The 21,046-nt window shown below is 73.1% G+C and carries 14 protein-coding genes; all 14 read left to right on the top strand.

Annotated features, from left to right (window positions below; translation table 11 throughout):
• Positions 1 to 234 precede the first annotated feature (234 nt).
• The 14 genes from A3Q37_RS17080 to A3Q37_RS17015 are packed head-to-tail and all read left to right on the top strand — an operon-like array spanning position 235 to position 21,043.
• The gene (locus tag A3Q37_RS17080) at positions 235 to 1,272 is read left to right on the top strand and encodes a ketoacyl-ACP synthase III family protein (protein ID WP_065485296.1); all 1,038 of its coding nucleotides are present in this window, start codon (positions 235 to 237) and stop codon (positions 1,270 to 1,272) included.
• A 12-nt stretch (positions 1,273 to 1,284) separates the two neighbouring features.
• Positions 1,285 to 2,904 carry a (2,3-dihydroxybenzoyl)adenylate synthase gene (locus A3Q37_RS17075; RefSeq protein WP_065485293.1) on the top strand — a complete coding sequence of 540 codons (1,620 nt, stop codon included), beginning with the start codon at positions 1,285 to 1,287 and terminating at the stop codon, positions 2,902 to 2,904.
• Between the two features lies 1 nt (position 2,905).
• Complete coding sequence (locus A3Q37_RS17070) at positions 2,906 to 3,178, top strand: phosphopantetheine-binding protein (RefSeq protein WP_079137835.1); 273 nt, start codon at positions 2,906 to 2,908, stop codon at positions 3,176 to 3,178.
• Positions 3,175 to 4,659 carry an amidohydrolase family protein gene (locus tag A3Q37_RS17065; RefSeq protein WP_065485288.1) on the top strand — a complete coding sequence of 495 codons (1,485 nt, stop codon included), beginning with the start codon at positions 3,175 to 3,177 and terminating at the stop codon, positions 4,657 to 4,659. The genes A3Q37_RS17070 and A3Q37_RS17065 overlap by 4 nt, the downstream gene beginning before the upstream one ends.
• The gene (locus tag A3Q37_RS17060) at positions 4,656 to 5,432 is read left to right on the top strand and encodes a 2,3-dihydro-2,3-dihydroxybenzoate dehydrogenase (RefSeq protein WP_065485543.1); all 777 of its coding nucleotides are present in this window, start codon (positions 4,656 to 4,658) and stop codon (positions 5,430 to 5,432) included. The genes A3Q37_RS17065 and A3Q37_RS17060 overlap by 4 nt, the downstream gene beginning before the upstream one ends.
• Positions 5,433 to 5,460: 28 nt before the next feature.
• Entirely contained in the window at positions 5,461 to 6,129 is a 669-nt protein-coding gene (locus tag A3Q37_RS17055) for an isochorismatase family protein (protein ID WP_065485286.1), read from the top strand.
• On the top strand, positions 6,126 to 8,009 hold the full coding sequence (locus tag A3Q37_RS17050; protein ID WP_255311837.1) for an anthranilate synthase family protein: 1,884 nt from the start codon (positions 6,126 to 6,128) through the stop codon (positions 8,007 to 8,009). Before A3Q37_RS17055 ends, A3Q37_RS17050 begins: the two co-directional genes overlap by 4 nt.
• Positions 8,006 to 9,292, top strand: a complete 1,287-nt coding sequence (locus A3Q37_RS17045) for a 3-deoxy-7-phosphoheptulonate synthase (protein WP_065485284.1) — start codon at positions 8,006 to 8,008, stop codon at positions 9,290 to 9,292. Before A3Q37_RS17050 ends, A3Q37_RS17045 begins: the two co-directional genes overlap by 4 nt.
• On the top strand, positions 9,289 to 10,059 hold the full coding sequence (locus A3Q37_RS17040; protein ID WP_065485280.1) for a 4'-phosphopantetheinyl transferase superfamily protein: 771 nt from the start codon (positions 9,289 to 9,291) through the stop codon (positions 10,057 to 10,059). Before A3Q37_RS17045 ends, A3Q37_RS17040 begins: the two co-directional genes overlap by 4 nt.
• Positions 10,056 to 11,441, top strand: a complete 1,386-nt coding sequence (locus tag A3Q37_RS17035; RefSeq protein WP_079137834.1) for an acyltransferase domain-containing protein — start codon at positions 10,056 to 10,058, stop codon at positions 11,439 to 11,441. Before A3Q37_RS17040 ends, A3Q37_RS17035 begins: the two co-directional genes overlap by 4 nt.
• Positions 11,438 to 14,533: an SDR family oxidoreductase gene (locus A3Q37_RS17030; RefSeq protein ID WP_065485276.1), complete on the top strand. Its 3,096-nt coding sequence runs from the start codon at positions 11,438 to 11,440 to the stop codon at positions 14,531 to 14,533. The genes A3Q37_RS17035 and A3Q37_RS17030 overlap by 4 nt, the downstream gene beginning before the upstream one ends.
• Positions 14,530 to 17,223 (top strand): KR domain-containing protein, encoded by a 2,694-nt coding sequence (locus A3Q37_RS17025; protein ID WP_065485274.1) that lies wholly within the window; start codon positions 14,530 to 14,532, stop codon positions 17,221 to 17,223. The genes A3Q37_RS17030 and A3Q37_RS17025 overlap by 4 nt, the downstream gene beginning before the upstream one ends.
• Positions 17,220 to 18,629: a cytochrome P450 gene (locus A3Q37_RS17020; protein ID WP_065485272.1), complete on the top strand. Its 1,410-nt coding sequence runs from the start codon at positions 17,220 to 17,222 to the stop codon at positions 18,627 to 18,629. Before A3Q37_RS17025 ends, A3Q37_RS17020 begins: the two co-directional genes overlap by 4 nt.
• Positions 18,626 to 21,043, top strand: coding sequence for an SDR family NAD(P)-dependent oxidoreductase (locus A3Q37_RS17015; RefSeq protein ID WP_065485270.1), 2,418 nt, complete (start codon positions 18,626 to 18,628; stop codon positions 21,041 to 21,043). Before A3Q37_RS17020 ends, A3Q37_RS17015 begins: the two co-directional genes overlap by 4 nt.
• Positions 21,044 to 21,046: the final 3 nt, after the last annotated feature.

Genomic DNA, 21,046 nt, shown 5'->3' with positions numbered 1-21,046 from the left:
TGCGGCGCGCGGCGGCTAGGCGCTCAGCACAGCACCGGGAACCGGGGCGCGCCCGAGTAGTCGGTACTCAAGTCGCGTGCGGGCGGGCGCCGGGCGCGACGCATCGGCGCTGCCCAGCGCCTCTCGCCCCGGGCGGCGCCCGAGGGGGTGTTGAGTACCGCCTACTCATGAGGGCCCGGCGCCGCAGCTGTTGTGCTTGCGGCCAAGGCCACCCACCACGAAGGAGTCGGCGCGATGAGGACCGAGAACCTGTATCTCGCCGGGATCGGCAGCCACCTGCCGCCCCTGTACCCGGCCGAACGCGCAGTAGCGGAGGGGCTGTACGAGGAGGAGGCGAGGGAATCCTCCGGCATGCTCTCCGCGGCCGTCAGCGAGTCGACGCCTGCCCCCGACATGGCCGTCGACGCGGCGCGCGCCGCCCTGTCCGGATCGGGCCACACACCGGACGACTTCGGCATCCTGCTGCACAGCTACACCTACCACCAGGGGCCCGACGGCTGGTCGGCCGGACACTACGTCCTCAAGAACACCCTCGACCGTCCGATCCCCGCGGTGGAGATCAAACAGGGCTGCCTCGGCATGCTCGCCTCGGTGGAGGCCGCGGCCAACCGGCTCATCGCCAACCCCACGCACGAGGCGGCGCTCGTCACGACCGGCGACAACTACTCCACGCCGGGGGTGCGGCGCTGGCAGGCCTCCGGGCTCTTCGTGCTCGCCGACGCCGGATCGGCCGTGGTGCTCTCCCGGCGCTCCGGATTCGCGCAGTTGCTCGCGGTCGGCTCGCTGTCCGACTCCTCCATGGAGATCCTGCACCGGGCGGGCGAGGACCTCTTCCCGCCGGGCGTCACCCGGGGGAGGGGGCTGAACTTCTCCGAGCGGGCCGAGAAGGTCCGCGAGCAGTGGGCCGCCGGCCAGGCCCCGCCGATCAAGAACTTCGGCGACCGGGTCGCCGAGATCGCCGAACGCACGCTGAAGGAGGCCGGTCTCACTCTCGACCAGATCAGCCGCGTCTGCCACGTCGGCTTCGCGCGGCCGGCGCTGGAGGCGATGTTCCTGCTGCCGCTGGACCTCCCCGAGGAGAAGAACGTCTGGGAGTACGTCCGCACGGTCGGGCACACCGGGGCCGCCGACCTGTTCCTCGGCCTCGAACACCTGTGGCGCGGGGGCGAGGTGGGCCCCGGCGACAACGTCCTGCTGATCGGCGCCAGTACCGGTATGGAGGCGGGCGCCGCCGTCGTACGCATCACCGAGTCCGCGCCCGAAGCCGAGTGAGGAGAGCCCCCCATGCTTGCCGGATGCACCCCCTGGCCGCCCGATGTGGCACAGCGCTACCGCGAACAGGGCCTCTGGCGCGGTGAGACGCTCGGCACGGTGCTGCGCGACGCCGCCCGCAGGTACGGCTCCGACACGGCGCTGATCCACGGCGACCGGCGCATCAGCTACGCCGAACTCGACACCTGGGCCGACCGGCTGGCCGCCGGCTTCCTGGAGCACGGCGTCCGGGCGGACGACCGCATCGTGGTCCAGCTGCCCAACGTGCCGGAGTTCGTGGCGATCTCCTTCGCGCTGATGCGGATCGGCGCCAAGCTCGTCTTCTCCCTCCCCGCGCACCGGGAGACCGAGATCAGCCACCTCGTGGAGCTCAGCGGCGCCACCGGTTATGTCCTGCCGGAGGAGCACCGCGGCTTCGACCACCGGGAGACGGCCCGCAAGGTCCTGGAGGACTGCGACACGCTCCGCTCGCTCTTCGTCCTCGGGGCGAAGGACGAGGGCTTCGTCACCGTGGCCGAGCTGGAGGCCGCCACCGCCGACCCCCGGCCGCTGCCCGAACCCGACCCGTCCGACGTCGCGTTCTTCCTGCTCTCCGGCGGCACGACGGCCCTGCCCAAGCTGATCCCGCGCACCCACGACGACTACGTGTACCAGGCCGGGCGAGCCGCCGAAGTATGTGAGCTGTCGGCCGCCGACACCTACCTCGCCGTGCTCCCCGTCGCGTTCAACTTCGCCTACGGGTGCCCCGGTGTGATCGGCACGCTGATGACCGGGGGCACAGCCGTGCTCGCCGACACCCCCAACCCCCTGGACTGCTTCCCCCTGATCGAGCGCCACGGCGTCACCGTCACCGCGATGGTGCCCTCCATCGTGCAGTTGTGGCTGGAGGCCGCGGAGTGGAGCGAGGACGACCTCGGCAGCCTGCGGCTGCTGCAAGTCGGTGGAGCCCGCATGCTGCGCGACTTCACGGCACGCATCGCCCCCACCCTGGGGTGCTCGCTCCAGCAGGTGTTCGGGATGGCCGAAGGGCTGCTGACCTTCAGCCGGCCCGACGATCCGGCCGAGTCGGTGCTGACCACACAGGGCAGGCCGATCTCGGACGCCGACGAACTGCGGATCGTCGACGAGACCGGCGCCGCGCTCCCCGCCGGAGCCGTGGGCGAACTCATCACCCGGGGCCCCTACACCCTGCGCGGCTATTACGGCGTGCCCGAGTACAACCGGCGCGCCTTCACCGACGACGGCTTCTACCGGACCGGCGACCTGGCCCGGCTCACCGAGGCCGGTGAACTGGTCATCGAGGGCCGGATCAAGGAAATGATCATCCGGGGCGGCGACAAGATCTCCGCGGGCGAGGTGGAGGACCACCTCCTGGCGCTCGACGGCATCGCCGCGGCCGCGGTGATCGGGGTCGCCGATCCGTTCCTCGGCGAGCGGATCAGCGCGTTCATCGTCGCGGACGGGCCGCAACGGTCGCTGTCCGACCTCAAACAGGCCGTGCACGCCCGTGGAGTCGCGGACTACAAACTGCCCGACGCCGTGCGCTACGTGCCCGAGCTGCCCCTCACCCCTCTCGGCAAGGTCGACAAGAAGGCGCTTGCGGCATCCGCGGCGTCCGAGCAGGAAGGCTGACGTGGACAAGTCCCCGAACCCGACGGAGCAGGACCTGCGCGAGACCCTCGCGCCGCTGCTGGGCATCGACCCGGCGGAGATCGACCCCGACGCCAACCTCGTGGTGCTCGGCCTGAGTTCGCTGGAGATCATGCGGCTCATCAGCCGCTGGCGCAAGAGCGGTGTCCCGGCCCAGTTCGACGCCCTGGTCGCCGCCCCGACCCTGAACGGCTGGATCGCCCACTTCGCCGCGGTGACGGGCGCACCGGCGGTCGAATCGGGGACCGGCCGATGAGCGCCGAGCTGATCACCGGCGGTACCGTCTACACCGCGGACGCCGAGGAGAGCGTGTACCCCGGAGGCGCCGTCCTGGTGGTGGACGGGGCGATCGCGGCCGTCGGCTCCGCCGCCGACGTCGAGCGGGCCGTCGCCGCCCTCACCCCGGAACAGCGGGCGGGCCTGGGCCGCCGTGACGCCCGCGGCATGATGGTCCTGCCCGGCTTCGTCAACGCGCACTGGCACGAGATGTTCGCCATGCGTCTCCCGATGCGCGGCGCCCTGCGCCCGGTGTCCGACCGCGAGGACCAGGTCGCGTTCATGGGCGGCGGCGGCGACATGCACCAGATATCCGCCACCTTCGACCGGTTCGACGGCCTCATCGACGCGATGACCCCCGACGAGGCGCAGGCCATCGCCGCCTACTCGATGTGGACCCAGCTGCGCGGCGGCGTCACCACCCTCGGCGACATGGGCTCGCTCAACCGCCCGCACTCCATGGTCGCCGCCGCACAGGACCTGGGCATCCGCTTCTCCGCGAGCACCTGGGCGAGTGATGCGATCTGCCCGCCCGACCAGAGCCGCTTCGTCCGCACCCGGGACACGGACGGGGTGCTCGCCCAGGCCGAGGACCTGCTGGAGCTGACGGCCCGGGACACCTCCGGCCGCATCCGGTTCCGCCCCAGCATCGCCTACGTCACCAACATGACCGACGAACTGGCGCGCGGCATGGCCGACCTCGTCGCCCGGCACGACCTGGGCTTCGCCACCCATGTGGGCGCGCTCCGCAACGAGGTCGCGCTGATGCGCACGTACTACGGGCAGACCGGTGTCCGTCGGCTGGCCGAACACGGCCTGGTCGACGAGCGGCTGATGGCCGGCCACTGCGCCTTCCTCGACGAGCACGAGCAGAAGCTCATGGTCGCGGGCCGCGCCCACATCAGCCATTCCCCCGGGAAATACGGCCCCTCCGGCGAGTCCTCGCTCACCGAGACGGGCGTCGTGCCCGCGCTGCGCCGGCAGGGACTGGACGTGTCGCTGTCCACGGACGGCTCCTCCATGCCGAGCGCCGGGATCGCGGAGACGATGCGTGCCGCCTGGCAGATGTACAACGAGATGAGCGCCGACCAGACCGAGGTGCTGCCCACCGACGCGCTGGCGATGGGCACCAGGATCGCGGCCAAGGGACTGCGGTGGGACGACGCCGTGGGCAGCCTGGAAGCGGGGAAGCAGGCCGACCTCGTCCTGGTACGGGCGGACGACTGGCGCTATCTGCTCAACCCCCGCCCGCTGGAGGGCTTCCTGTGGCTGGCCGGTTCGGCCGACGTGGACACGGTGATCGTCGGCGGCCGCACCCTGCTGTCCGGGGGGCGGAGCGTCGGGACCGACGAGAGCGCACTCCAGGAGCGCTACCTGGACGCGCTCGCCTCGTTCTCCACCCGCGAGCTGGGCATCCCCGGCGAGGTCGTCGGACGGGTCGTCGGGGGGTGGACCCGATGAGCGCCCCGCTGTCCGGCGTCGCCCTGGTCACCGGAGCCGCCGGCGGCATTGGGGCCGAGGTCGTCCGCGCCCTGTCGGCCGCCGGGCTGCCGGTCGGACTCGTCGACCGGGACGTCCCGGCCCTGTGGGAGCTGACCGCCGAACTCAGCGCGGCCGGGGCCCGGGTGCTCGCGGTCCCCGCGGACGTGACCGTCAGCAAGGACGTCGACATGGCGGTCGCCAAGGCGGAGGCCGAGCTCGGCCCGATCGAGAACCTGGTCAACGCCGCCGGAGTGCTCCGCAGCGGACCCGCGGCCGAACTCAGCGACGCGGACTGGGACACCACCTTCGCGGTCAACGCGGGCGGCGTCTTCCACACCAGCCGGGCGGTGGCCGGTGTCATGGTGCCGCGGCGGCGCGGCTCGATCGTGACGATCGCCTCCAACGCGGCGGCCACGCCCCGTATGTCCATGGCCGCCTACGCGGCCTCCAAGGCGGCTTCGGCCATGTTCACCAAGTGCCTGGGTCTGGAACTCGCCCCCCACGGCATCCGCTGCAACGTGGTCGCGCCCGGATCGACCCGCACCCCGATGCTCACCGCCCTCCAGGGCGACGCCGCCGAACGGGCCTCCGTGGACGGGGTGCCCGCCGCCTACCGGCTCGGCATCCCGCTGGGGCGGATCGCCGAGCCCGGCCACATCGCCGACGCCGTGCTGTTCCTGCTCTCCGAGCGGGCCGCGCACATCACCATGCACGACCTGACCGTAGACGGCGGAGCCACGCTCGGCGTCTGACCGCTCCCGTGAGAAGAGGACACGTTCCGTGGCGATTGCGCCGATCGACCCCTACCCCCTACCGCGGGCCGCCGATCTGCCGGCCAACAAGGCGGCCTGGACCGTCGACCCCCGCCGGGCCGTACTGCTGGTGCACGACATGCAGCACTACTTCCTCGCCCCCTTCCCCGAAGGCTCCGAACCGCGTACCGGGCTCCTCGAAGGCGTCGCCGCGCTGCGCGGGAGCTGCACGCGGGCCGGCGTCCCCGTCGTCTACTCCGCCCAGCCCGGCGACATGACCCCCGAGCAGCGCGGGCTGCTCCAGGACTTCTGGGGCCCCGGCATGTCCGCCTCCCCCGGGGACCGGGGCATCCCGGACGCCATCGCGCCCGGTGAGGACGACACCGTCCTCACCAAGTGGCGGGCCAGCGCCTTTCACCGGACCGAACTGCTGGACACCCTCACCGCGCAGGGACGCGACCAGCTGATCATCTGTGGTGTCTATGCCCACGTGGGCATCCTGCTCACCGCCTGCGACGCCTTCGCCCACGGCATCCAGCCCTTCCTGGTCGCCGACGCGATGGCCGACTTCACTCTCGACTACCACCGGTTGGCGCTCCAGTACGCGTCGGCCCGCTGCGGCGTGTCCGTCACCACGGCGACGGTGTGCGAGGCCCTGACGAGCGCGTCTACGACGACGGCCGGGAGAGTATCGTGACCACACTCGAGGAACTGGCCGAGGACGGCCGCCCGTTCGCCCTCCTGCACCGCCCCGAGAGCGATCACCCCGACGCCGTCGAACTGCTGCTCGGTGACTTCTCCGAAGTGGCCACCACGGCCGGCCTGCCGGAGGCCAACGGCGGCGCCGACCGCCACGAGACACTCGTCCTGCTGCCCTACCGGGTGATCGGTGAACGCGGTTACGACCACCACGACGACGGTGAGCCGCTGCTGGTCATGACGGTCCGGGACCAGGCGCGGCTGCCGTTGGCCGACGCGCTCGGCCAGGTGCTGGCCTGGCCGGTGGATCCGGACGGGGCGAACGGGGGCTTCGACCTGTCGGACGAGGCGTACGGAGATCTGGTCCGGCGGGTGCTCGCCGAGGAGATCGGCCACGGATCGGGGGCCAACTTCGTCATCAAGCGCACCTTCGTCGCCGAGATCCCCCACTGGTCGGTGCGGACCGCGCTGGCGTTCTGGGGGCGGCTGCTCCGCGGCGAGCCGGGAGCGTACTGGACTTTCATCGTCCACACCGGCGAGCGGACCTTCATCGGCGCGAGCCCCGAGCGGCACGTCAGCCTCGACGGCGGTGTGGCGGTGATGAACCCGATCAGCGGGACCTATCGCTACCCCGCCGACGGGCCGGACACCGCGGGCCTGCTGGAGTTCCTCGCCGACGGCAAGGAGACCAACGAGCTGTACATGGTGCTCGACGAGGAACTGAAGATGATGAGCCGGGTCTGCGACGATGCGCGGGTGGTCGGTCCGGGACTCAAGGAAATGGGTCATCTCGCCCACACCGAGTACCGCATCGTCGGCCGCAGCACCCGCGACGTGCGCGAGATCCTGCACCAGACACTCCTCGCCCCGACCGTCACCGGCAGCCCGGTGGAGAGCGCCTGCCGGGTGATCGCCAAGTTCGAACCGCACGGCCGGGGCTACTACGCGGGCGTCGCCGCGCTGATCGGCCGGGACACGCACGGCGAGAGGCGCATGGACTCCGCCATCATGATCCGCACGGCGGATGTCGATGCCCGGGGCCTGATGCGGATCGCCGTCGGCTCGACGCTCGTACGGGACTCCGACCCCGCGGGGGAAAGCGCCGAGACCCGGGCCAAGGCGGCCGGTCTGCTCGCCGCCCTCGGCCGTGCGCCCCGGCGCCGGCCTCCGGCCGGCCATCAGGACCATCCGCAGATCAGAGCAGCCCTCCTGGAGCGCAACCGGCCGTTGTCCGATTTCTGGACCACCCCCGCGGCGCGGCGCCGCACCGGCCGGGGACGCCTGCTGGTCCTCGACGCCGAGGACACCTTCACCGCGATGGGAGCCCAGCAGCTGCGGTCGCTGGGCTTCGACGTCACGGTCCGCCGGTACGACGAGCCGCACCGCTTCATCGGCTACGACCTCGTGGTCCTCGGGCCCGGGCCCGGCGACCCCCGGGAGGAGAGCCACCGCAAGATCGCCTATCTGCGCGCCGTCACCGCCAGCCTGATCAATCTGCGGGTGCCGTTCGTCTCGGTCTGTCTGAGCCATCAGATCCTGTGCCAACTGCTCGGACTCCCGCTGCGCGCGCTGGACTTCCCCAACCAGGGCGCACGGCGGACGGTCGACCTCTTCGGCACCGCGCAGCAGGTCGCCTACTACAACAGCTTCGCCGCGCACTCCACCGCCGACCGGCTGTACAGCCCGCTGGTCGCCCACGACGTGGAGGTCGCCCGCGACCCGGACACCGGCGAGGTGCACGCCCTGCGCGGCCCCGGCTTCGCCTCGGTGCAGTTCCACCCGGAGTCGGTGATGACACGTCACGGCGCGGCCATCCTGGACGGCCTGGTCACCGGCGCGCTCGCGCCGGTGTCTCACGGAGTGGAGATCACGGCGTGACCGGTTCCCTGCCCTGCGCCCCCGCCGTGCCGCCCGCGGCCGGCCCGCAGGCCCCGCCCGCCCGGCAGCAGCCGCACTGGCACGACGGCCCGGCGCTGTCGTCCTCCCTCGCGGCCCTCGGACGGAGCCTTCCGCTGGTGCTCCCGTCCGAATGCGCCCTTCTCAAGAGCCGGCTGGCCGCGGTCGCCCGGGGAGAGGCGTTCCTCGTCCAGGGCGGCGACTGCGCGGAGTCCCTCGACGCGCTGGACGCCGGTTCGATCCGGCGGACCGTCGCCACCCTGGGGCGCGTGGCCGACGTGCTGGGCCGGGCCCTGGAGCTGCCGGCCGTCACGGTCGGACGGCTGGCGGGTCAGTACGCGAAGCCCCGCTCGTCGACCACCGAGATCCGCGACGGCGTCGAACTGCCCGTCTACCGGGGCGACGCGGTCAACGGCCACGCCTTCACCGCCGCGGACCGGGCTCCCGATCCCGGCCGACTCGTCCGCGTCCGCGACGCATCGGCCGCCACGCTCAACCTGGTGAGAGCCCTCATCGCAAGCGAGGACGGCACGTCCCGGGAAACCCTGCCCCGGGAGCTGTTCACCTCGCACGAGGGGCTCGTTCTCGACTACGAGCGGGCTCTGACCCGGGCCGATCCGGCCGGCGGGCGGTACGCGTCCTCCGGCCATCTGCTGTGGATCGGGGAGCGCACCCGGCAGCTGGATGGTGCGCACGTCGAGTACTTCGCCGGCATCAGCAACCCGATCGCGGTCAAGATCGGACCGACGGCCGGCACCGACGAGCTGATCCGGCTGGTCGACCGGCTGGACCCCGACCGCGACCCCGGGCGGCTCACCCTGATCGTGCGGATGGGAGCCGACCGCATCCGCGATGTGCTGCCCGACCTGATCAGCAAGACGATCGCTGAAGGCATGACGGTCGGCTGGGTGTCCGACCCCATGCACGGAAACACCTTCGGAGCCCCTTGCGGGCGCAAGACCCGCCGGTTCGACGACATCCTCGACGAGGCGGCCGGCTTCTTCGAGGTGGCCCACGGCCTGGGGGTGCACCCCGGCGGCGTCCATCTGGAGCTGACCGGCGACGATGTGGCCGAGTGTGTCGGCGGCGCCGACGGCGGGGTCGGCTTCGGCGACCTGCCGGGCGGCTACCGGTCCGTGTGCGACCCCCGGCTCAACCGGCGGCAGTCCCTGGACCTCGCGGACCGGCTCGCCGCTCTCCTCGCCCGCTCTCCTTCTCCGGCGGACGGCGGTGAGGGAGCGTCCGGTCGGGCGGCCGTGTCATGAGCGCCGCCGCGGTCGTCGGCGGTGACCCGGTCACCGGCACCGCCGACGTCTGGCTGCTCCCGGAGCACGCCATCGACGCGTTCGCCGCGGAGTGCGGCGGCGAGGGCCTCCTGAGCGAGGACGAACGTACGCGGATGGCAAGGCTGTTGCGGCCGGCGGACCGGAAGCGGTTTCTGGCCCGACGGATGCTGTGCCGCTTCGCGCTGAGCGCCCGTACCGGCCGCCCGCTCGGGGAGTGGCGCTTCACGATCGCTCCGCACGGCCGGCCCGAGCCCGAACCCGGCACGGACGGACTGCGGTTCAGCCTCGCCGACACCCGGGGACTCGTGGTGTGCGCCGTCACCGCGGGGCGGGCGTGCGGGATCGATGTGGAGCAGACCTCCGTGTCCGCCGAGTCGGCCCACCACATCAGCAGGTTCTTCGCCTCCGAGGAACTCCTGGAACTCTCCGCACTGGACCCGGACGCACTGGTCGCCCGGGTCGGCGAGCTCTGGGTGCTCAAGGAGGCCTACCTCAAGGCACAGGGGACGGGGCTGCACCGGAGTCTCGCCGGATTCTCCTTCGCCCCGCGAGGGCCGACAGGAGCCGGGCGGATCACCGTACGCGACTCCGTACGACCCGGCGCCTGGACATTCGAGCTCTTCCGCCCGGGCCCCGACCACCTGGTCGCCCTCGCCGTCGAGGGCGACGACCGAGCCGCAGTGCGGCAGACCTGGCTGACCGGTTCCGGGAAGCCGACCGATCCACGACGAGGGGATGGCCCATGAGCCGAGAACTGGATATGACCGTCGCGCTCTTTCCCGGGCAGGGCGCCTACCGCCCCGGCGCGCTGAAGGAGTTCTGGGAGAGCGGGGACCGGACGGTGCGGTCCACCTTCGAGGAGGTGGACGCGGCCGCCAAGGAGCTGGTGGGCCGCGCTGTCTCCCCGACCGTGTTCCAGCCGTCGCCGCCCAGCCCCGCCGCCCTGCTGGAGTCCGCCCCGGACGTCCTCCAGCTGGCCGTTTTCACGACGGCCGTCGCCACCCACCGGCTGCTCGCCGAGCGGGGGGCGGCCCCGTCGGTGCACCTCGGCCACTCCCTCGGTGAACTCGCGGCGCTGACCTGCGCGGGTGCCTGGGACCTGGCCGACGCCGCGAAGATCCTCTGCGAGCGGATCTCCGTCCTGCGCGAGCACGACCACAGCGGCGGCGTCATGCTCGCTCTGGGCTGCGACCGCGAACGCGCCGAGCGGATCGTCGGCCTGATCGGCGACCCCGGCCTGGTGCTCGCCGTCGACAACGGGCCCCAGTCCGTCCTCTCCGGCCGCGCCGAGCCGATCGCGACAGCCGAGGCCGTCGCCGCCCAGCTCGGCATCGCCCGTACCCGGCTGCGCTCCCCGCACCCCTTCCACCACCCCCTGCTGGAGAACGCGCGCGGCGTACTGGCCGAGCGGCTCGCCTCCTTCCCCTCCCGCCCGCTCGATGTGCCCGTCTACTCGCCGATCCTGGGGAGGTTCTACCGGGACGGGGACGACCTGGCCCGGCTGCTCGCTCTCCATCTGGTCACGCCGGTCGAGTTCGGACCGGCGGTCTCGGCCCTGCACGCCGCGGGGGCGCGGGTGTTCGTCGAGGCCGGGGCCGGCCGGGTGCTCAGCGCTCTGGTGGAGGAGGCCCGGCCGGGCGTCCACGTGGTCGCGCCGCTGGCCGGGCGGGACGAGGAGGCCGGGCTCGCCGCGGCGGCCGACGCCCTGCGGTCTCCGCTGACCCGCGGCTCCGTACCGGTGTCGACGGGGCCGGAGTCCGCAGCTCTCACGTCCCCCGTGACACCCCCGGCGCCCGTCGTCCCGGAGGCCGTCCCGGAGACAGCCGCCGTCGCCACCCCGCCCGTCCCCGACCGCGACGAACTCGTCGGCCGGGTGAGGGCCCTGTACGCGGAGGCGATGGAGTACCCGGAAGAGGTCTTCACGGACGACGTGCAGCTGGAGGCGGACCTCGGGGTCGACTCGGTGAAGCAGACCGAACTGCTCAGCAGGCTGGGGGACCGCTTCGGCCTCGGCCTGCCGCCCACCGGGCTGCGCGTCGCCGACTACGACACCTTCGGCAAGGTCGTCGACTTCGTGGCGGCCGGTGTCACCGACGGCGCGGACACCGGAAGCGCGGCCGGACGATGACGCATTCCCCCCTCCGCGCCGACGCGGAGTTCGCCGGACGCATCGCCCTGGTCACCGGCGGCGCGGGCAGCGTCGGCCGGGTCGTCGTCGAACGGCTCGCGGAGCGCGGCGCGACCGTTCTGCTGAACTGCTTCCACTCCTACGAGGCCGCGAAGCAGCAGGTGAGCGCGCTCGTCGACCGGGGACTGGACGTCAGGCTGATCCGCGGGTCGGTGGCCCGGCGGGCTCAGGTCGAGCGCATGTTCGCGGAGATCGCCGAGGAACACGGGCGGCTCGACATCCTGGTGAACAACGCCGCCGCCGGCTCCTTCGTACCCTTCGAGGAGATCACCGAGGAGCTGCTGGACCGGACGTACGCGACCAACGTCAAGGGCCCGCTGTGGTGTGCCCAGTACGCCCGGCCGCTGCTGGCGGCGTCCGGGCGGGGCGGCGCCATCGTCAACGTCTCCTCCCTCGGAGCCGCGACGACTCCGGCCAACTACCTCCCGACCGGGGTCTCGAAGGCGGCGCTGGAGTCGCTGACGCGCTATCTGGCCGCGGAGCTCGCCCAGGACCGGATCCGGGTCAACGCGGCCTCGTGCGGTCTCATCGACAACCCGGTGGGACGGCTGTTCCCGGAGTTCGAGGACGTCCGGGCGAACACCGTGGCGGCGACCCCGCTGTCCCGCTTGGGCCGACCGGAGGACCTTGCGGAGGTCGTCCTGTTCCTCAGCTCGGAACGCTCGGGGTGGGTGACGGGGCAGACGGTCCTGGCGGACGGCGGCCTGACGCTGCTGCGTTCCGCGATGTCCCCGACGCCGGAGCCGATGCGGGAGCCCGCGCCGCGGTCCTTCACGGAGCCCGCGCCGCGGCAGAAGCCGCAACCAGCGCCCCGGACCGCGCCGTTCCCGCCTGAGACACCTGCGACACCTGAGACGCCGCAGACGTCCCGGACAGCGGAGGCGCCGGACGACGACCCCATCGCCGTGGTCGGCATGGGGCTGGCCATCCCCGGAGCCTCCTCACCGGAGGAGTTCTGGCGGCTCCTCACCGACGGCGCGGAACTCTTCGTGGACGCCCCCCGCGACAGGTGGGACATCTCGCGCTTCCACGCCGAGGACCGCCGGGCGCCCGACAAGACCTACCAACGCCGCTCCGGCTTCATCACCGACTTCCGCCCCCACGAGAAGCTCCGGGCGGAAGGGCTCGCCGACGCCGGACTCGACCACACCGCGCTCTGGCTGCGCCACAGCCTCCACCAGGCGCTCGAAGGCGTGCGCCGTGCGGACGGCGACCGCTTCTCCTTCTGCGTCGGCTACACCCCCGACGGCAGCCAGCACCTCGAAGAGGCGTATGTGCTCGGCCACGCGCTGGAGACCCTCGCCGAGGACGGCGACGAGGCCGTGCACGGCCCGGTCGGGGACGCCCTGCGCCGGAGATTCGGCCGGGGCGGCGAGCCCGCGGAGGCGCGGCATCCGCACCGCGTCGGCCAGGTCGCGATGGACGGCATCCTGCCGGAGGGCACCCGGCTGCACATGGTGGACACCGCCTGCTCCTCCTCGCTGTACGCGATGGACCTCGGGGTGCGCGACCTTCTTTCGGGCCGCAGCGACGTGGCGGTGTGCGGGGGCTCCTTCGCCCTCGCCCCCAGCGGCTCGATCCTGTTCGCCAAGCTGAACGGTCTTTCCACGGGCGGGGCCGTCCGCGCCCTGGACGCCGACGCGGACGGAGCCCTGTTCTCCGACGGCGCCGGACTCGTCGTGCTCAAGCGCCTCTCGCGTGCCCGCGCCGACGGGGACCGGATCCTGGGCGTCGTCTCGGCGATCGGCCTCTCGGCCGACGGCCGGGGCAAGGCCATCTACGCACCGGCCCCCGCGGGCCAGGAACTGGCCGTGGAGCGGGCGTTCGAGCGCAGCGGGCTCGGCCCGGACGACATCGACTGGATAGTCGCCCACGCCACCGGCACGCCCGCGGGCGACGAGGCCGAGTTCACCAGCCTCGCCCAGCGCTACTCGGGCGACCGCGTCCAGCAGGTCACCTCCAACAAATCGCTCGTGGGGCACTGCGGCTGGGCGGCCGGAGTGGTCTCGGTCATCCACACCCTGCTGGCACTGCGCCACGGCACGATCCCCGCGCAGTACCGGTTCTCCCGGCTGCCCGACGCCCTGGCCGAGCGGGCGACCGGTCTCACCGTGCCGCGGAAGCCCGTGCCCTGGCCCGCCGACGGCGGCCGGCCGCGCCGCGCGGCGGTCTCCGGCTTCGGGTTCGGCGGCACCAACGCCCACGTGATCATCTCCGAGGACCACAGCGCGGTCCGGACCGGACATCCTGCGGCCTTGCCCGCTCCGCTCGACGAGGACCTCGTCGTGGTCGGCTGGTCCTCCCAGCTGCCCGGCAGCCCTTCGTCCGCGGAGGTCGCGGCCTGGGCGACGGGGGACCGCGACGAGGACTTCGCGCCCTCGTTCGGCATGGCCTACCCCGTACCGCCGTTCAAGGAACTGCGGATGCCGCCGCCCACCGCCCGTACCACCGACCGCACCCAACTCGCCATGATCCGCTGCATGCAGGCCCTGGACGAGCCGGTACGGGAGCTGTGCCTGAGCCACCACCGGACCACGGGGGTCGTGGTCGGCCACACCGGGGCCACCCGCAACGCCCTGCTCTACAAGTCCCGCGCCTACCTCGACGAGATCCGCCATGTCGTGGCGGGAGCGGGCGAGCCCGGCACGGAGAAGTTCACGACCCGGCTGGAGGAACGGGCCACCGGTCTGATCGCCGCGCCGACCGAGGACTCCTTCCCCGGGGCGATGCCCAACGTCATCGCGGCGCGGCTGTCCAACTACTTCGACCTGCGCGGTCTCAACATCACGGTCGAGGCCGGCGAGGCGTCTCTGCTGGAGGCGTTCGACGTGGCGGGTTCCTACCTCGATTTCCGGGAGATCGACGTCGCGCTGGTCGCGGGCGTCAACGGCACGGCCCTGCCCGGCTGGAACGACGAACAGGGCCGGCGGCCCGCCGAGGGAGCCTTCCTGTTCGTCATGGTCCGCAGGTCGCTCGCCGAGGAGAGAGGCCTCCCCGTGCTGGCCGTCGTGGAAAGGAGCGTGGCGGCATGAGCCCCTCGCGTCAGGGAGCAACCACCCTGCTGGGCGCCGAGGGCGCCCGGGAACTGATCGCCTTCCTCGCGCGGTCCGGGCCCGGACCGGCCACCGTGGTGATCGAGCGGGCCCCGGAGCCGGGCGGTCCGGCCCACAGCCTGCGGCTGCGCCGCCCCGCCGCCGAGGAGGAGCCCGCGGAGCCCCGGCTCCTGGACCGGCACGTTCTGCGTCTCGCCCCCGCGCCGCGCCGGGAACCCGGCCCGCCGACACCGTTCTTCCCGCCGTCCACCGCTCTGCTGACGTACGACCTGGCGGCGCTCGGCGCGTGCGAACTGCCCATGGACACGGCACTGTTGCCGCTGTCCCAGCAGGACGCGCTGGAGGAGGCCGTCCGGCGCGCAGCCCCGCGCCATGTCCGTATCGTGGTCGACCTGACCCGGGAGGACAAGCTCCAAGGCCCCTCCGAGCGGCTGCTGCGGCTGCACGACGCCCTCTTCCGTACCGCGAAGGCCTGCGCCGGGCTCCCCGCGCTGCCCGAGTCGTTCGTCCTGGTCATCCTGGGCGGTATCGACGCCGACCGGGTGCAGCACCCGAGCGCCGGGCTGTTCTCCGGGTTCGCCAAGAGCCTGGCGCTGGAATGGCCGGACTCCTCGGTGGTCGCGGTCGTCCACGAGGCCGCCGCGCTGACGGACGCCGAGGCCGACGCCTCGGCGGAGTCCCTGGCCCCGCAGCTCCTGCCCGTCGTCGCGTTCGCGGGCGGCGTCCGCCTCCTGCTCCGGGCCACCCGGGACCCGGGAGCCGCCGCGGCATCCCCCGAACCGCTGCGCACCGTCGTCGCGGCGGGTGGCGGCCGGGGCATCGGGGCGACGCTCCTCACGGCGCTGGCCCGCCGGGACCGGCCGCGCTTCCACATCATCGGCTCCACGCCGCTCGGCACCGGAGAGCCCGAAGAGGCCATCGGGCGGCAGGAGTTCATCCGGACGCACAGCACCGGGCCGGACCGGCTCACCGTACGGGAGGCCAACGCTGCCTACGACCGGCTGGCCGCCGCCGCCGAGGTACGCACCACCGTGCGCACGCTCGAGGAGATCTGCGGTGCGGACCGGGTGACCTACCACGCCTGTGATCTCCGCGATCCGGATGCCGTACGGGAGGCCGTCGCGCGGATCGAGTCGGTGGAGCGGGACGGCGTCGACCTGCTGCTCAACGTCGCGGGCACCAACCGGGCCGCCTCCGTGGCCAAGAAGAGCCTCGCCGACTTCCGTGCCGTCCGTGATCTGAAGGTACGCACCCACACCAACCTCAAGGCCGCGTTCGGCGACCGGCAGCCCCGCCGCTGGTGCAACTTCGGCTCCTTCGTCGGCTTCACCGGACAGAACGGCGAGACCGACTACGGATCGGCGAACGACTACCTCAACACCGCCGCCGCGTACAGCGCGGCCCGGGGCACGGGCGAGTTCACCATCGGCTGGACGCTGTGGCGCGACGTCGGCCTCGGGGCGACCCCGATCATGCGGAGGTTCCTGGCGAAGAGCGCGCAGTTCACCGCCATGCCCACGCCGGAGGGCATCGGCCACTTCCTGCACGAGATCGACCAGGCCGAACCGGCCCCGCTCACCGTGCTGTTCGGGGACGCGGAACGGGCGACCATGGAACGGGCGGCCCCCGGCTACCTGGACTTCTGCCGTGCCCCCGCCCCGGACCCGGCCCCCGCCTCCGGCCGGGCCGCCTCTTCCCCGGCCCCCGTGCGCCCGGCGCCGCCCGACTTCTTCGTCGACGACATCGTCGACCGCGGCGCCGGCCGGCTCACCGTGGTGCGCACCTTCTCCCTGGAGCGGGACGCCTATCTGCGCGAGCACGTCGTCAACGGCTACCCGACCCTGCCCGGCACCTTCGTCCCCGAACTCGCCGCGCAGGCCGCCATGCACCTGGTGCCCGGCCGGGTCCCGGCCGTGCTGGAGGACATCCGGCTCGACGCGTTCCTGCGCGTCTACCGGCCCGGCCGCGGCGAGACCAAGAAGATCACCGCGCGCCTCGTGGAGAGCGGGCGGCACGAGTCCGTCGTCGACGTCGAGGTGACGGGCGACGTGCTGGCCCCCGGAGGCCGACTGCTCGTCAAGGACCGCCGCCACTTCTCCGCCCGCGTACGGCTGCGGGACGAACCGGTGACCGCGCCGCGCTGGGAGCACTGGGACGACCAGGGCGCCGAGCCGGTGGCCGACCCGTACCACCTGCCCAACCCCGCCGTCCTGCTGAGCGGCGTCTTCGTCTCCACCGGCGACACCCGCGCCCACCCGCACGGCCGGCGCGCCCGCTACGTTCCGGACCGGCCGGGCATCGAGCGGTGGTTCTCCGGCCTCGTCGTGCCCTCCGTACTGCTCGACGGCCTGGCCCGGACCTCGGTTCTGAACCGGAGCGACGGCGACTGGATCCCGCTCGCGGTACCGCGGACCATCCGCCGTATCGACCTGTACGACGGCCACACCGACGCCTCCCTGGCCGCCGCCGGTACCCGGGTCGAGCTCTACTCCCTCCCCGCACGCCTGGATCTGGAGAGCGCCGAGGAGAACCGGTCGGTCGCGGTCACCGCGGCCGGGGACGTCGTCCTACAGATCAAGGACATGACCGGAGCCGTGCTCGGCCATGTGAACCAGACCACCGGCGAGTACCGCGGACGCCGCAACCCTGCCGAGGAGACCACACCATGACCGACACGCCCGACGGCGTCGCCACCGGCCCCGCGGCCCCGGAAGCCGGCGCCTGCCCGGTGACCGGCGCCCGGGCGAAACCGGTCGAGGGGCCGACGAGATTCCCGCGCTCCTCGCCGGTCGTCTCCACGATCGCGTACGCCGCCGATCCGCCCGGCTACTCGCTGCGCGCCCAGCGCGACCACGGCACCGTCGTGAAGCTGCCGATCCTGCCGCACAACCCGACCGTGCAGATCTCCGCACCCGACGGAATCCGCCGGGTGCTCCAGGGCAACGCCGACAACTACGCGCGCGGCGCCTACTACGAGGCGTTCGAACTGTTCATGGGACGCGGGCTGCTGACCCTGGACGACGGGGACTGGCGCGTTCACCGCAAGGCCGTCAACTCGGCGTTCACCCCGAACGCCATCGCCGCCCGGGGCGTGCACAGCGACGAGGCGGTCGCCGCGCTGCTCGACCGGTTCGCCGAACACGCCCGCACCGGAGAGCCGTTCGACCTCTTCGCGGAGGCGATGAGGCTGACCTCCCGAGTGATGGGGATCGCTCTGGTGGGCAAGGACCTCTCGCAGGACGGCGGCGAGTTCGCGGCGGCGGTCACGGTCGCCCTCGAAGCGATCTTCAAGAACGTCGGCTCGGTGGACAAGGCGATCCCGTCGTTCCTCCCCACCCCCTACCGCCGCCGCGTCGCTCGGGCCCGGCGGACCCTGGAGCGGGTCGTCGCCGAGGCGGCCCGGGACGTGGACCTCGGCGTCGGCGGCGAGGTCGCCACGCTCATCCGCGAGTCGGACCTGCCGGACGACGCGCTCTGGGCCGACCTGGTCACCCTCTTCCTGGCGGGCGTCGAGACGACAGCGCTGTCGCTGACCTGGACGGTGTACGAAGTCGCCCGCCACCCCGAGGTACGCGAGCGGCTGGTGGAGGAGACCGACCGGGTGCTGGGCGGCCGCCCGCCGACCGCCGACGGGCTGGACGGCCTCACCTACACCGCGATGGCGGTGGACGAGAGCCTCCGGATGCACCCGCCGGTGTGGCAGTTCACCCGTGAGGCGATCGAGGACGACGTCCTGGCCGGTCACAGCATCCCCGCGGGCACCCCGCTGCTCGTCTCCGTGTACGGGGCGCACTACAACCCCGAGCAGTGGGAGGAACCCGAACGGTTCGACCCCGAACGCTTCCGGCCGGGGGCCCCGGCCGATCGGGACCGCTCGGCCTACCTGCCGTTCGGAGGCGGACGGCGCCAGTGCATCGGCAAGCGCATGGGACTCGCGCTGCTCCAGCAGACGGTCGCGGCGGTCTTCGGCCGGTACGAGGTCTCGGTGGAGCGGGAAGCGGTCCGCGGCGGCGCGTTCATCACGCTGTTCCCCAAGGGCGGGATGCGCGTGCAGGTCCGGGAGCGTACCCGATGACGGCTTCCGGCGGCGCCGCGGAGACGACCGGCCTGCCGGCGCTCCGACCGCACCTCTCCTCCTTCGACCCGGACGCGTTCGTGCGCCCGGTGGGCCGGTTCGTCTGGGAAGCCGTCCCCGTCCCGCACCCCGGCACCGCCGCAGACCGCCCGCTGGCGGGGCGGCGGATCCTGCTGGTCGGCGAGTCGGCCGCCCTGGTGGCCGCCGTCGCCGGGGAGCTCGGGGAGCGGGGCGCGCTGGTCGTACGCTCGGACCCCGGCACGCCGCTGACCGCCGAGGGCTGGGACGGCATCGTCGATCTCAATCTGACGGGCCGGACGTACGAACTGGGCGACACCGACTGGCGGTCCGCGCTCGCGCGCACCACCGAGGCGATTCAGGCCGCATACGGCCGCTGGAGCGAGGAAGCGCGCTTCGGCCGCCATGTGTATCTGGCCGTGACCCACCTCGGCGGTCTCGCCGGCCACGGACCGGGCCGCGTGCCGCAGCCGCTGGGCGGCATCTGGGCCGGACTCGCCAAGTGCCTGCCGCGGGAACTCCCCGCGGCGGGCGTGGTGGTGGTCGACCTGGACCGGGCCGACGCGACGGCGGTCGCGGACGCGGTCGAGCGGGAGTTCGTGGCGCCCGCCCAGTTCGAGGTCGGCTACCGCGACGGCGTACGCCATGTGCTGGCCGGGCGCCCGGCGCCCGACTGCCCGCCGGGCTCCCGGCCGCCCGGTCCCGAGGACACGGTGCTGATCACCGGTGGCGCGCGCGGGGTCGGGTTCGCCGCCGCCCGCTCGTTCGCCGAGACCTTCGGCTGCCGCGTCGTGGTCACCGGCCGCGGTGAGCTGCCGGAGGAGGGAGAGACCGCCTTCCTGGACGACGGGGCGTTCGCACTGTGGCGGCGGCGTCGGATGTCCCGGGCGCGCACCCCGGGCGATCTGGCGGAGCTGCGCCGGGAGGTCCGGCGGGCCGACGAGGCCCGTACGGTCCTCGGCAATCTGCGGCGGGCGGCCGAGGACGGGCTGCGCATCACGTATCTGCGGTGCGACTGCACGGACGCCGAGCAGGTGGAGAGCGTCTTCGCCGCGCTCGGCGACGGCCCGCAGTACGTGGTGCACAACGCCGGTATCGACGAGCCCGCCCGCTTCGACCGCAAGTCCGCCGCGTCCGTGGTCGGCACGGTGGACGTCAAGGTGACCGGCTTCGTCCAGCTGGTCCGTGCGGTCCTCGCCCGGCCCGAACGGCGGGCCGCGCTGAAGCTGCTGAGCAATGTCGGATCACTGGCCGGCCGGATGGGCGGAATGGTCGGCCAGATCGACTACGCGGCGGGCAACGAGGCGCTGGCCCGGCTCGGGTTCTGGGCCCGCGACGATCTCGGGCTGCCGGTGCAGACCCTCTGCTGGCCGACCTGGGAACGTCTCGGCGTCATCGCCAACTACTCCGCGGCCGTCCGGTACGTCTCGACACTCGACCCGGCGGAGGGCGCTCGCCGCTGGGCCGAGGAGATCGCTTCCGGGCACACCGACGAAGCGGTCTTCCTGGGCCGGATCGGGGCCGTTCTGGCGCCGGGGCAGCTGCGGGGCTTCGGCATGCTGACCGGCCACCCGGACCTGCCCCGGCTCCATGCGCTGGACCACCACCTCGGCGAGGTCGAGGAGTACGCGCTGTTCCGCTCGATGCGCACGCGGTGGACGCTGGAGGCCGGAGCGCATCCCTGCCTGACGGACCTGCGGATCGAAGGTCTGCCGGCCGTCCCCGTGGGTGTCGTACTGGAGCATGTGGTGGCCGCGGGCGACTGGGTGGTGCCGGAGGGCTGGCCCCTGCTGCACCTGCGGGAGGTGCACCGGTTCGCGGTACGCCTGGCCGGCCTCCGGATCACCGGTGGGTGCCTGGTGCTGCACCGGGAGGCCGAGGGCGTGCGGCGGGACGGCGTATGGCAGGTGGACGTCACGGTGCGTGACCCTGCCGGTGAGCAGGTGGCGAGCGCCACCCTCGTGTACGGGCCCGAGCCCGCCTCGCTTCCCGCCGCGGCGCCCGGCGCCCGTCCGGAGCCGGCGGAACCGGCGGAACCGGCCGGGCCGGACACCGGGTGGCTGGACTGGGCCGGGGTGGTGTTCCGGGAGGAGCGGCCGGAGCCCGGCGACGCGGGAGGGTTCGCCCTCCGCCCGGTGGCGCCGGCGGACCTGTGGACGACGCCTTTCCCGCCCGCTCACACGCTGTCGCCCGCGGCCGTCGAGACGATCGTGCGTGAGACGGACCGCTCCCGCGAACGGGATTCGGCGGGCACGCTCACGATCGAGCGGCTGGTGCTGAGCCCGGGGGCGCAGCGGATCGACCTGGTGCGCGGGAGTGCGGTACCCGGGGAGTGGCGGGGCTCCTGGGCCGGGCGCGAGGTGCTCCTGGCAGAGGGCGTCGCCCTCGGGTCCTAGCCC

Source organism: Streptomyces sp. PTY087I2 (assembly GCF_001687325.1).
Lineage (GTDB): Bacteria > Actinomycetota > Actinomycetes > Streptomycetales > Streptomycetaceae > Streptomyces.
The sequence above is the reverse complement of the archived record's forward strand: the minus strand, read 5'-3'. Positions and strand labels throughout refer to the sequence as shown.